Source organism: Chitinophaga qingshengii (assembly GCF_014529935.1).
GTDB lineage: Bacteria > Bacteroidota > Bacteroidia > Chitinophagales > Chitinophagaceae > Chitinophaga > Chitinophaga qingshengii.
Window position 1 is genome coordinate 3,850,456 of record NZ_JACVFC010000001.1, and the last position, 12,719, is coordinate 3,863,174.

Genomic DNA, 12,719 nt, shown 5'->3' on the forward strand with positions numbered 1-12,719 from the left:
ACAGCTTACTTTTTTTAGTTTCTTCTTTAATGTTGTGGTGTATAGCGGCCATCCTACTCTTAGGATGGTTTTTTTTGCCCGTCAGCTGCTGTGATCTGCAATGATTTTCCAGGTCCTATCGATGCGGCGGAGGGTGAGACTAAAGTGCCCCTGGAGGTCGCCGATACTGCGCTGCAGGTGCCATTTGCCCACTACAAAATACACATCTTTTGCCAGCAGCTTGAATTCCAGCAGTTTAAAGTCGAGTTTGCCCATCGCAGCCGTATCGGGATAGGACTTCTTATAGCGGTCCAGCGTAGCCTGCCAGCCATAGGTGACTCCATTTTTCCCGATGAACAGCAGGGAATCGGAATGCCAGTAGGTCTGCATAAAAGCATCTACATCTCCCCGGTTCCAGGCACTGGTTTGGGCGGCCATGAGGGCTTCAATCTGCCGCCGGTCGTTCTGTTGGGCATCCGCCTGACGGGTAGGTACCCCGGCTAAACCGGCTATTATGATCAGGAACAGTATAAAACGCATGGTGAATTTTTAGCAAAAGATAAACAGAATTTGCGATGTAACGCAACACTGATTATAGTAACTTTGCAGCACTATTTTGACATCTCTTTCAATTATATTTTAAAAATCAACAGCTTATGCCCGGATATGAACTATTTGGCGCCGAAGAAAGGAAAGAAGTAAATGATGTACTGGAAACAGGGATCATGATGCGTTACGGATTTGACGGTCCGCGTAAAGGCATCTGGAAAGCAAAGGAACTGGAAAAAGCCATTTGCGACAAACTGAACGTACAGTACACACAGCTCGCCTCCAGCGGTACCGCTGCACTGACCACAGCCATGGCGGCCCTGGGACTGGGTGCCGGCGATGAGATCATCATGCCCACCTTTACTTTTGTGGCCAGCTTTGAATCAGTATTCTCTGTAGGCGCCACGCCGGTGCTGGTAGATGTTGATGATACCCTGACCCTGGACCCGAAAGCGGTGGAAGCGGCTATTACCCCCCGTACCAAAGCGGTGATGCCTGTACATATGTGCGGTGCTATGGCCGACCTGGATGCCCTCCAGGCTATCTGTAAAAAACATAATCTGTTGTTACTGGAAGATGCCTGTCAGTCTTTCGGCGCTACCTATAAAGGCAAGGCGCTGGGTGCTATCGGCGATGCCGGCACGTTCTCCTTTGACTTCGTGAAAACCATCACCTGTGCAGAAGGCGGAGCCATCATCACCAATAACAAAGATGTTTATACCAAATGCGACGGTTATACCGACCATGGTCATGACCACCTGGGAGCAGACCGTGGCGCTGACCTGCATCCGTTCATCGGGTACAACTACCGTATCTCCGAACTGCATGCTGCAGTGGGCCTGGCACAGGTCCGCAAGCTGGACACTTTCCTGGCTATCCAGCGTAAAACCAAAAAGATCTTCAAAGACGCCCTGGCCACTATTCCGGGCGTTACTTTCCGCCGCCTGCCTGATGAAGCCGGTGACAGCGCTACTTTCCTGTCTTTCTTCCTGCCGGAAGCAGAGCAGGCAAGGAAAGCAGCTGCCGCCATGAAAGCTGCCGGTTTGGTTGGGTTCTATTATTACGATAACAACTGGCACTATATCCGTCAGTGGGACCACTTCAAAAATGGCGATGTATTAACGCCGTTTGCCCCTGGTCTGAAACAGGCGATGGAAATTTATAAAACCAAGCAGTTCCCTGCATCTGATGCGATTATCAGCAGGAACATTTCTACCCCGATCAACCTGTCCTGGAGCGATGCCGAGATACAGGAGCGGGCAGAAAAGCTGGTGAAAGCCGTAAAAAGCGCATTATAATTTCTGCTCGCAAAGGTTGGTAAGTAAGCAAAGGGCCATAAGATAGCTTTGCTTCCTTATAAAGCTTTGCGTGAAAAAGGAACAAACATGAAAAAAGTAGCTTTGATACCTGCCCGTTATGGTGCTACCCGTTTCCCCGGGAAGATGATGGCCCAGCTGGGTGGCAAATCTGTGATACTGCGTACCTACGAATCTACCGTTAACACCGGCGTATTTGATGAGGTGATGGTAGTAACGGACAGCGATGTGATATACCAGGAGATTGTTAGTAACGGTGGTAAAGCCGTGATGAGCCGGAAAGAGCATGAGTGTGGTACAGATCGTATAGCCGAAGCCGTTGAAGGCATGGATGTGGATATTGTGGTGAATGTGCAGGGAGATGAACCTTTTACCCGGAAAGAGCCGCTGGAGAAATTACTCCGCGTTTTTGAAGGCGAGGAAGGCAGCAGGGTGCAGGTAGCTTCCTTAATGCAGGAACTGCATGATGAAGCCTCCATCGCAGATCCCAACTATGTGAAGGTAGCGGTAGACAAGCAGTTCAACGCCTTGTTCTTTTCCCGTTCGGTGATTCCGTATCCCCGTAATAAGGATATCAAATCCATTTACTACGAACATATCGGTATCTATGCCTTCCGCAAGCAAACTTTGCTGGATTTCACGCAGATGGCGCCCACGCCGCTGGAGCTGGCCGAGAAAATTGAATGCCTGCGTTACCTGGAAAACGGTATTCCCATGAAGATGGTGGTTACCTCCTATATGGGCGTAGAGATTGATACGCCGGAAGACCTGGAAAAGGCAGCAAAATATTTATAACATCTAACTAAAACGGATATATGAAATTCAGGAATTTCAAAATGGTGGACTATGTAGTTTACGGCAGCGGATGTTTTGATCAGCTGGGCGAAATACTGGCCCCCCGTCGCAAAGGCGATGCTCCCATGATTTTCTTCGTGGACGAGTATTTCCAGGACAAACAGGCATTTCTGTCCCGCATACCCCTGCAGGGCAAGGATAAAATAGTGGTGATCGATGTGACATATGAACCCAAAACCGTTACAGTAGATAAAATCCGTGATGAACTCAAAGCCGAATTCGGTGAAGTATCCGGTATCATTGGCATTGGCGGCGGTTCCGTAATGGATATGGCCAAAGCGGTGGCGCTGATGATGACCAACCCCGGTTCATCCGCTGATTACCAGGGCTGGGATCTGGTAAAGAACCCGGCTGTATATAAAGTGGGTATCCCTACCATTTCAGGTACCGGTGCAGAAGTTAGCCGCACCTGCGTGCTGACCGGCCCTACCCGCAAACTGGGTATGAACTCCGACTATACGCCGTTTGACCAGATTGTACTGGACCCGGCGCTGACAAAGACCGTAGAAGTAAATCAACGTTTTTATACCGCGATGGACTGTTTCATTCACTGTGTGGAATCCCTGACCGGTACCTATCTGAATGCTTTCAGCAAATCCTACGGTGAAAAAGCGCAGGAGCTGTGCGAAGAGATTTTCCTGGAAAAAGATGTGTGGGACGATGATTCAGACGAGAAGCTGATGATGGCTTCCTATGCCGGCGGTATGAGCATCGCTTATTCCCAGGTAGGAGTGGCACATGCCGTAAGTTATGGCCTGGCTTATCTGTTGGGTACCAAACACGGTATTGGTAACTGCATCGTGTTTGACAAGCTGGAAGAGTTTTATCCTGATGGCGTGAAGAAGTTCAAGGAAATGGTGAAAAAGCACAACATCGATATTCCGCAGGGTATTACCAAAGGGTTGACTGACGAGCAGTTTGAGACTATGATCAATGTTTCATTGGGTATGGCGCCGTTGTGGGAAAACGCACTGGGTAAAGACTGGAAGGAGATCATGACCCGTGAGCGGCTGCGTAAGCTGTACGAGCGGTTATAATCTTCCGGACAAATGATATAGCATACGAATTGCGGTGTTGCATCCGCAATTCGTATTTTTTTGCGCGCAAATACAATGCGTAGCTATAAACGATATTGCCTTTAATGAACTGATCATGTTGATATTATTGATTGTCACGGGAATTTTGGCCCTGGTGCTGGGGTATTTGTATTTTACTGCAACGGGCCGGCAGCGCACATTACAACAGGAAATGTCGCGGCAGCAGGAGCAGTATACCCAGCAGTATGCGCAACTGGAAGCGAAGCAGGTATATCTGCAGCATATGCTGGATGATAAGCAGCAGTTGGCCCGCGAAAAGCAGGATCAACTGGAGCGGCTCAATGAGGAATTTGCTTCGCTGATGGCGGAGCAGGGCCGGCTGATGGAGCAGAATAAATACCTGCAACAACAGCTGCAGGGTGAAAAGGAACGCCTGCATGAAATGCACCAGGATTTTAAAGTCCAGTTTGAAAATACGGCGCAGCAGCTGTTGCAGCGTATCTCCGGCAATTTTATGCAACAGAACCAGGTGAAAATGGACGACCTGCTGAAACCACTGGCGGAAAAGATCGACAGTTTCCGGAGCAGCGTGCAACAGTCGCTCGTAGCGGAAACCTCGCAACGGACGGAGTTGAAAGCGGAGTTGCAGCGTTTGTTGCAGCTGAACCAAACATTGTCAAAAGAAGCCAATAACCTGACCAAAGCGCTGAAGGCGGATACTAAAAAGCAGGGCAACTGGGGTGAGATGATCCTGGAAAAAGTACTGGAGGCCTCAGGACTGGAAAAAGGGATTCATTACGTTACGCAGGATGCGCAGCGGGACGAAACGGGGCAGCTGCGGTTGCCGGACCTGGTGTTGCAGCTACCGGAGAAACGGCAGCTGGTGATAGATTCCAAGGTATCTCTCAAAGCATACGAACAATACTGTAGCGCTACTGAAGAAGCGGAAAAGCAGCAGGCACTGAAGCTGCATGTGCAGTCCGTGAAGAACCATGTGAGTGAACTGAGCCGGAAAGCATACCATACGCTGTATAACAATACCACTGATTTTGTGATGTTGTTTATCCCGATAGAACCGGCGTATGCGCTGGCGGTGATGCAGCAGGAGGAAGACCTGTACGATTTTGCTTTCCGTAAGAAGGTGATCCTGGTAAGCGTACCGTCGTTGTTGGCAACGCTGCGTATCATTGATGCCATGTGGCGGCTGGAGAATCAGAACAAAAATGCAGAAGAGATTGTGCGGCAGGGCAGCGCCTTGTATGATAAATTTGTTGGTTTTGCGATAGATATGGGAAAGGTGGGCGAGCAGTTGAAACGTAGCCAGGAAGCCTATGATGACGCGATGAATAAACTGTCTGCCGGGCATGGTAACCTGGTAGGAAGGGCAGAGCGGATGCGGAAGCTGGGACTGGAGAATAAAAAGACCCTGCCCTCTCAGCTAACTGCAGATGCGGACCTGGGATCGGAGGTGGGTGAGGGGGACGAGCGCCCTATTACCGGAACGGAACTTATGCCCGTCCCGGAGATCACCGTACAGCGCCCGCTCTCACCTGAGGAACAGGAATCGGATTACTGACACTCTTTAGCGACCAGTGCGGGTTTTTTGTAGAAGAAAGTCAGGTAAAGGGTAGCCATTAAAGTAATGCCGGCAAACAGATAAAACGTTACCGGGAAATTAGTGGATTTGTTATTGTACACGAAGGCAGAGAAATAGGCGCCCAGCCCGATACCCACTTCCATAGCGATATACATGCTGGCCAGTGCACGTCCGCGGTGTTCCGGCTGGCCCAGGTCAATTGTCCAGGCGGTAACGGCCGGAGAGTTAAGACCAACGGAGATACCATATACAACTGCGGAAGCCATTAGCAGGGCGGGGGAGCCGGCCAGGCCCATCATCAGCATGGAGGCAGCCATCAGGATAGCGGAAATTTTCAGCACGGGTACCCGGCCATAACGGTCAGATACTTTACCTGCCAGTAAACGGATACCAATAGAACTGGCGGTAAAATAGGTAAAGAACATGCCCTTGTTGGCGACGCCCAGGAATGCGCCGAAATCCGGGATAATGGTGAGCATGGCGCCATAGCTGAAATAGGTCAGGAAACAAATAATCACCGGTGACCATACCAGCGGCTCAAATATTTCATCTCCTTTTATTTTCAGGAGAGAAAGCCGGAAACGTTGTTTGTTGGCCAGGGTTTCTTTCATACCAATCAGGATCACTACAGACAGCAAGGCAAATACGGCCGACAGCTGAAACATTACATTGATATTCCACCGTAACGCCATATAGCCGCCAATAGCGGGTCCGAGTGCCATACCGATGGTGCTGGCCAAACCAACCATGCCCATGGCCTCACCCCGCCGGTTGAACGGAATAATGTCTGATACATAGGCGGAGGTGCCGGTAGGTTTAAAACCGGTGGAGAAACCATGGAAAAAACGGAGTAGCAGAAACGCCCCAACGGAGCTGACCAATGGGTATAACAGGCTACAAACCACACATACCAGTGAGCCGAAAATCATCACCGGTACCCGCCCGATGGTGTCTGTGAGTTTTCCGGAGAAAGGACGGGATAATCCCGCCATGAGCGTAAACAACCCAATAATATATCCTTTATAATCAGCCCCGCCCATCTTACTCAGATAGGCCGGCAGCTCAGGGATCATCATATTAAAGCTGGCGGAGAACAAGGCATTACTCAGGCATAAGAGAATGAAATGTAAACTGTAGATTTTTCCGGAAGACTGGTCCATGCCGCAAAATTAGTAACTATGGTACAATTTTAGCAAACATATTGGCCTGGCCTCAAAAACCGAACAAAACCGGCTATGGACCTGTTTATTATACCAGTTGTTAATTTATGATAAACATCATGGTTCCCCTTCCGAAGAATTCGTAAATTTATTAAAACCAAAAAATTCAAATGATATGAAAATCGAAATTGGTATTTCTGCAGATCACGCGAAGAAAATTGCATTAGAGTTGAATAAAGTGCTTGCTGATGAATTACTGGTTTACGCGAAAACGCGCAACAGTCATTGGAATATCGAAGGCTCCAACTTCATGGAAATGCATAAGTTCTATGAAGGACAATATGAAGAGCTGGAAGAAATCGGAGATGAAGTAGCAGAATATATCCGTAAAATCGGACACTATGCGCAAGGCCGCTATGCCGATGTGCTCAAACTCACTAATCTGCTGGAATCTGAATATAGCAACGATCAGAAAAAACAATTACAGGAACTGCTGGATGATCATGAAACCATTATCCGCAACCTGCGCAGACTAATCGATGAGTTTGACGAAAAGTACAAGGATAAAGGAGCTGCTGATTTCGCCACCCAGCTGCTGCAAAAACACCTGTCACTGGCCTGGATGATTCGTTCCTACCTCAAATAATAATTATTTAGGAATTTTTTGATTTACGATTTTTTGATTTAAAATGCAGCGAAGATTATCTTATAACATGTTCTCCGCTGCATTTTAAATCAAAAAATCGTAAATCAAAAAATTCCTAAATGTAACGTGTTCCACATGGATAATTCAAATGATCTACGCCTCGCTGTATTGATAGATGCCGACAATATACCCTACCACAACATCAAAGGGATGCTGGAAGAAGTAGCCAAATACGGCAACCCCACTTTCAAAAGAATTTATGGAGACTGGACCAAACCTACCGTGGTAGGGTGGAAAGGTGTTCTGCTCGAAAACGCGATCACACCTATTCAGCAGTACAGCTATACATCCGGAAAAAACGCCACCGACTCTGCCATGATCATCGATGCGATGGATATCCTGTATACCGGCAGGGTAGACGGGTTTTGCCTCGTATCCAGCGACAGCGACTTTACCAGGCTGGCTACCAGACTGCGGGAAGCTGGCATGAGGGTAATTGGTATGGGAGAGAAAAAGACGCCCGCCGCCTTCCGTGCTGCCTGTGACAAATTTATTTACCTGGAAATATTACAGATCCGGGAAAAGAAAACAGAAACCGGCGGCAAACCCAAATCAGCCAAGGAAAAACCCAAAGGTATCAGTAAGGCCGACAAAGAACTGATAGAACTACTGTCTACCAGCATCAATGATATCGCGGATGAAGATGGATGGGCCTACCTGGGCGAGCTGGGCAACCTGTTGCTGAAAAAACAACCGGACTTTGATGCCCGTAACTACGGCTTTAATAAACTGGTACAGCTGATCAAGAGCTTCCCCAATTTCGAAATCGATATCCGGGAAAGCGGTAAGAAAACCGGCAAACTCGTGTATGTAAGAACGGTATAACGGTATGGCATATAGGAAAATAAAGATCATCCAGGGAGATATTACCAAAATGGAGACCGACGCCATCGTAAATGCGGCCAATTCCTCCCTGATGGGTGGCGGCGGCGTAGATGGCGCAATCCATAGAGCCGGCGGGCCAGCCATACTGGAAGACTGCCGGGCCATTGTAGCCCGCCAGGGAGGCTGTAAAACAGGCGAAGCGGTGATCACCACCGGCGGCCGCCTGCCCGCCAAACATGTGATCCACACCGTAGGCCCGGTGTGGAACGGTGGGAACCACCGCGAAACAACCCTGCTGGCCAACTGCTATCTGCACGCTTTGCAGCTGGCATCACGCCACCACCTCGCTTCTATATCCTTCCCCAATATCAGTACCGGGATTTATCACTTTCCCAAAGACCTCGCTGCCAGCATCGCTATGGAGACCATCGTCCAATTCCTTGAACAGGACGACGTGATACAAGAGGTGGTATTGGTTTGTTTTGACGCCGAAAACTACCAGTTGGCGCAACATTATTACCATCAGTACATTCGGCCCGAAGAATAAATTATGATGGTTTGGGGGTTATAGACTAGCCAGTTTGTCTATATTTGAAACCACAACGATGAATAATCGCAAACCAAACCACCATTAGAAAATGAAACCAACCAAAGTAAGCAGACTGCTGCCACTGGTAGCATGCCTGGCATGGACTGCCCGTGCGGCAGCAGGGCCGGCTCCCGTTTCCTCCCTCGCCGTTATCCAGGGACAGGCGCCTGAAAAAGTCAAAAAAATAACCTTGTATGCTGTAGAAGAAGGCCGCAAAGCTGAAATCGCCAATACAACGGTGAATGAACAGCATGCCTTTGCTTTTGCTATTCCAGCGCCTAAAGAAGGGTTTTATTACCTTTCTACCGGAGGTGCTAAAGGAGATGCACGTATTTATATCAAATCGGGCGATCAGCTGAAACTGACGCTGGACAATGGTACTTACACTATACAAGCCGGATCTGCGGAAAATAAGCAGCTGTTACAATGGCAAAACCAGCTGCATACTATTTCACAACACACTTTCCTGGGCGATACCGCTACGTATCTGTCATTCTTTCCCAAGCTGGAAGCGCTGTTGCCTAAAATAGCCGGACTGAAAAAGGCGGTGAACACACCGAATAAAAAATTCAACGACCTGCTGAAATATACCATGGACGTGGATGTGGAATTTGCTGCCATGCGGTTTCTGCTGATACCCCATTCCAAACATCCGGAAAAAAGCCAGTACCCGGCTTACTACGGTCAAATCATACAAGACGAAAAATACTGCGACAATAAGCTGCTGGCCAATGGAGATGCCGGTAACATTGTTCGTTTATACGAGACGTTTACCGTTATCAACGGTGGAAAGAAGCGGCAAGGGCCTCCTTCCCTGAAGGAGAATGCCAGCCTGTTCTGCAATGATACGATCAAGGGTCTACTGATCACCGAAAGCCTGGGCGGTTTCCGGACTTTTGAAAGTCTGACGGAAGCTATTGCACCGGTGAAACAATACCTGTTGACCGCCAACCAGCAGGAACGTTACCTGGCAGCGGAAAAAGCGCTCCGCAAGTTTTCTGCGGGTGAACAGGGCTTCAACTTCGCCGGAGAAGATCTCAGCGGTAAAAAGGTGTCGTTCAACGACTTAAAAGGGAAAGTGGTGGTAGTGGACGTATGGGCTACCTGGTGTGGCCCCTGCAAAGCGGAACTGCCTCATTTGCAGAAGCTGGAAGAAGAAATGCGCGGACAGAACGTGACCTTCCTCGGTTATTCCGTAGATGAAACCAAGGACAAGGAAAAATGGGCTGCCTTTGTAAAAGAGAAAGATATGAAAGGGGTACAGCTCTTCGGCGCTGGCTGGAGCGACGTCACCAAATTTTATGATATCAAGGGTATTCCCCGCTTTATGGTGTTTGACCAGCAGGGCAGAATTGTGAGTATTGATGCGCCGCGTCCTTCTACGCCGGAGTTGAAAGCCATGATAGAAAAGACACTCAGCAAAGGTTGATTCGCAATCATGAAACGACTGAAAAAGAAAAAGGCTTCCCATAAGGAAGCCTTTTTCTTCTATAATGCGATGTGAAAAAACAGGGTAATATTAGAGCTTTGCGTATTTCACCCAGGCGTAAATGAACATCAGTGCGAAAATGATGATGGCACAAGGAGCCAGAAAATGACCAATGCTATCGCCTACTTTGTAAAAGTTGGTGGTCTGTACTACTGTTAAGAAATTCATCAACATTGTATAATGATTTTATTTATTTCCAGGGTGCAAATTAGAACTTTCGCGGCAAATTCCCAATCCCCGTTACCGTTACCAACTGGTTAATTGCCGGATACACTCATCCAGACGGGATTTGGCAAGGAAATTTTTTTCCAGGGGGATGGCAAATGGCACCGGTGTATCGAGGCTGGCGCAGCGGATAACGGGCGCATCCAGCAGGTGAAAGCAGTGTTCCGCTATCCAGGCGGCAATTTCGCCCCCCAGGCCGCCGGTGAGGGTATCTTCATGGAGTATCAGCACTTTGCCGGTAAGGGCTACCGTGTCGCGGATAGCGGCATAGTCCAGCGGCAGCAGGGTGCGCAGGTCCAGGATGGCAACGGATAGTGCCGGATGGGCGGCAGCATATTCCATAGCCCAGTGTACGCCACTGCCATACGTGATAATGCTGACATCTTCGCCGGCCTGCAGGAGTCGGGCTTTCCCGATTTCCACCGTGTAATAGTCATCCGGTACCAGGCCGCTGATACTGCGGTAAAGCGCCTTGTGTTCAAAAAACATCACCGGGTTAGGATCTGCAATAGCTGCGGTGAGCAGACCTTTCGCATCTTCAGGCGTAGCCGGGTATACCACCTTCAGCCCTGGTACGTGAGTAAACCAGGCCTCGTTACTCTGGGAATGAAAGGGACCGGCGCCTACACCGGCGCCGGTGGGCATCCTGACTACCACGTCTGCCGGTTGGCCCCAGCGGTAGTGTATTTTGGCGAGATTATTAACAATCTGGTTAAAACCACAGCTGACAAAATCGGCGAACTGCATTTCTACCATACTTTTAAATCCCGCTATAGACAAGCCCAGCGCTGTACCGATGATCGCACTTTCGCAAAGCGGCGTATTCCGTACCCGCTCTTTTCCAAAACGGGCCAGGAACCCATCCGTGATCTTAAAGGCGCCACCATAGGCTGCAATGTCCTGCCCCATGAGTATCAGCTCGGGGTATTGCTCCATCGACTGCCGCAGTCCATCGGAAATGGCATCGATGAAACGTTTTTCCGAAGCAGTCCCGGAGGGATATACCACGGGTGGCGTGGGGGCGTAGCGGTCGTCCAGTTCGGTCTGTGTATTGACTGCAAAGGGCTGGAGTTCGAGGCCCAGGGCCACTTCTTCGTCTATACGTTGTTTCATTTCCTGCCGGACGGCTTCTATGCCGGCTGTATCGATCAGATGAATTTCCCGGAGGAAAGTTTCATATCGGGCAATCGGATCTTTTTTACCCCATTGTTCAAAAAGTTCAGGGGGAACATACTTTACGCCGCTGGCTTCTTCATGACCTCTCATGCGGAAGGTCATGGCTTCAATCAGCACCGGTTTTTGTTCCTTGATGGCATAGGCCCTGGCTGTGCGGATGGTTTGGTACACCTCCAGGAGGTTGTTACCATCTACCTGTACGCCTTCCATGCCGTAGCCAATGGCTTTATCGACGAGGTCTTTACAGTGGTATTGTTCGTTGACAGGCGTGCTAAGGCCATAACCGTTGTTTTCTACAAGGAAGATGGCAGGGAGGCCCCATACAGCGGCCACATTCAGGGCTTCGTGGAACTCGCCTTCGCTGGTGCCGCCTTCTCCGGTGAAAGCGAGGGACACCTTGTGTTCTTTTTTCAGCTGGTGCGCCAGCGCAATACCATCGGCGATAGACAGCTGTGGGCCCAGGTGGGAAATCATTCCGCAAATATGATAAGCCCGGCTGCCGAAGTGGAAGGAGCGCTCCCGGCCTTTGCTATAGCCTTCATCGCTGCCCTGCCATTGTTGTAGCAGTTTATGCAGGGGCATATTCCGTGTCGTGAATACACCGAGATTACGATGCAGCGGCATGATCCATTCATCTGCTTCCAGCGCCAGCGTGGCGCCTACAGCGATGGCCTCCTGGCCGATGCCTGAAAACCATTTACTGATTTTTCCCTGGCGGAGCAGCAGTAGCATTTTTTCCTCTATCAGCCTGGGATATAACAGGGCTCTATAGAAGGACAGCAGTTCCGTGTCGCTGAGATTAGACCGGTCGAAATACATGTATAGGCTGTTTACGGCGTGAACAGGGAAGGAGGCTAGTCGTTGCTGCCACCGGCAAGATTGATCAGGAGACTGTTAATAATGGTCATCACAATACTGAAAAGCATGGCCCACCAGAAACCGTCCACCTTAAAGCCGGGGACGATCTTTGCCGCCAGCAGTATAATAATGGCATTGATAACAAAAAGGAACAGGCCCAGCGTCAACAACGTTACCGGGAAAGTAAACAGTACCAGCAGTGGTTTTACCAGCGCATTGAGTAAGGCCAGCACCAGTGCAAGGATCAGGGCGGTAACAAAACTGTCGATTTTTACTGCCGGCTTCAGCAGGTAAGTAGTTAACATGGCCGCCAGTGCACTGATTAATATACGAACCAGAAAACCCATAAGATCGTGTT

At 49.4% G+C, this 12,719-nt stretch carries 13 protein-coding genes; 8 read left to right on the top strand and 5 right to left on the bottom strand.

The window, feature by feature from the left end; all coding sequences use genetic code 11:
- Positions 1 to 81: 81 nt before the first annotated feature.
- Positions 82 to 519 (bottom strand): YybH family protein, encoded by a 438-nt coding sequence (locus ICL07_RS15110; RefSeq protein WP_188088724.1) that lies wholly within the window; start codon positions 517 to 519, stop codon positions 82 to 84.
- 116 nt (positions 520 to 635) lie between these two features.
- Here ICL07_RS15110 and ICL07_RS15115 point away from each other — a divergent pair, with 116 nt between their 5' ends.
- From ICL07_RS15115 to ICL07_RS15130, 4 genes are all read left to right on the top strand, one after another.
- Positions 636 to 1,826, top strand: a complete 1,191-nt coding sequence (locus tag ICL07_RS15115; protein WP_188088725.1) for a DegT/DnrJ/EryC1/StrS family aminotransferase — start codon at positions 636 to 638, stop codon at positions 1,824 to 1,826.
- 87 nt (positions 1,827 to 1,913) lie between these two features.
- The gene (kdsB, locus tag ICL07_RS15120) at positions 1,914 to 2,639 is read left to right on the top strand and encodes a 3-deoxy-manno-octulosonate cytidylyltransferase (RefSeq protein ID WP_188088726.1); all 726 of its coding nucleotides are present in this window, start codon (positions 1,914 to 1,916) and stop codon (positions 2,637 to 2,639) included.
- Positions 2,640 to 2,659: 20 nt separating this feature from the next.
- Positions 2,660 to 3,736: an iron-containing alcohol dehydrogenase family protein gene (locus tag ICL07_RS15125; RefSeq protein ID WP_223151844.1), complete on the top strand. Its 1,077-nt coding sequence runs from the start codon at positions 2,660 to 2,662 to the stop codon at positions 3,734 to 3,736.
- 115 nt (positions 3,737 to 3,851) lie between these two features.
- Positions 3,852 to 5,312 (top strand): DNA recombination protein RmuC, encoded by a 1,461-nt coding sequence (locus tag ICL07_RS15130; protein ID WP_188088727.1) that lies wholly within the window; start codon positions 3,852 to 3,854, stop codon positions 5,310 to 5,312.
- On the opposite strand, the gene ICL07_RS15135 is transcribed toward ICL07_RS15130, so the two are convergent.
- A complete protein-coding gene (locus ICL07_RS15135) occupies positions 5,306 to 6,493 on the bottom strand; it encodes an MFS transporter (protein WP_188088728.1) in 1,188 nt (395 codons plus the stop codon). The two genes, ICL07_RS15130 and ICL07_RS15135, sit on opposite strands and share 7 nt — an antisense overlap.
- Before the next feature lie 175 nt (positions 6,494 to 6,668).
- On the opposite strand from ICL07_RS15135, the gene ICL07_RS15140 reads away from it, so the two are divergent.
- From ICL07_RS15140 to ICL07_RS15155, 4 genes are all read left to right on the top strand, one after another.
- Complete coding sequence (locus tag ICL07_RS15140) at positions 6,669 to 7,139, top strand: Dps family protein (protein WP_188088729.1); 471 nt, start codon at positions 6,669 to 6,671, stop codon at positions 7,137 to 7,139.
- A 135-nt stretch (positions 7,140 to 7,274) separates the two neighbouring features.
- A complete protein-coding gene (locus ICL07_RS15145; protein WP_188088730.1) occupies positions 7,275 to 8,024 on the top strand; it encodes an NYN domain-containing protein in 750 nt (249 codons plus the stop codon).
- Between the two features lie 4 nt (positions 8,025 to 8,028).
- A complete protein-coding gene (locus ICL07_RS15150) occupies positions 8,029 to 8,571 on the top strand; it encodes an O-acetyl-ADP-ribose deacetylase (RefSeq protein WP_188088731.1) in 543 nt (180 codons plus the stop codon).
- A 91-nt stretch (positions 8,572 to 8,662) separates the two neighbouring features.
- The gene (locus ICL07_RS15155; protein WP_188088732.1) at positions 8,663 to 10,042 is read left to right on the top strand and encodes a TlpA disulfide reductase family protein; all 1,380 of its coding nucleotides are present in this window, start codon (positions 8,663 to 8,665) and stop codon (positions 10,040 to 10,042) included.
- A gap of 90 nt (positions 10,043 to 10,132) precedes the next feature.
- On the opposite strand, the gene ICL07_RS15160 is transcribed toward ICL07_RS15155, so the two are convergent.
- The 3 genes from ICL07_RS15160 to ICL07_RS15170 all read right to left on the bottom strand — a co-directional run bounded on the left by ICL07_RS15160 (position 10,133) and on the right by ICL07_RS15170 (position 12,708).
- Complete coding sequence (locus ICL07_RS15160) at positions 10,133 to 10,276, bottom strand: hypothetical protein (RefSeq protein ID WP_188088733.1); 144 nt, start codon at positions 10,274 to 10,276, stop codon at positions 10,133 to 10,135.
- 72 nt (positions 10,277 to 10,348) lie between these two features.
- Complete coding sequence (locus tag ICL07_RS15165) at positions 10,349 to 12,322, bottom strand: alpha-ketoacid dehydrogenase subunit alpha/beta (protein WP_188088734.1); 1,974 nt, start codon at positions 12,320 to 12,322, stop codon at positions 10,349 to 10,351.
- A gap of 35 nt (positions 12,323 to 12,357) precedes the next feature.
- Positions 12,358 to 12,708, bottom strand: a complete 351-nt coding sequence (locus tag ICL07_RS15170) for a phage holin family protein (protein ID WP_188088735.1) — start codon at positions 12,706 to 12,708, stop codon at positions 12,358 to 12,360.
- Positions 12,709 to 12,719 lie beyond the last annotated feature (11 nt).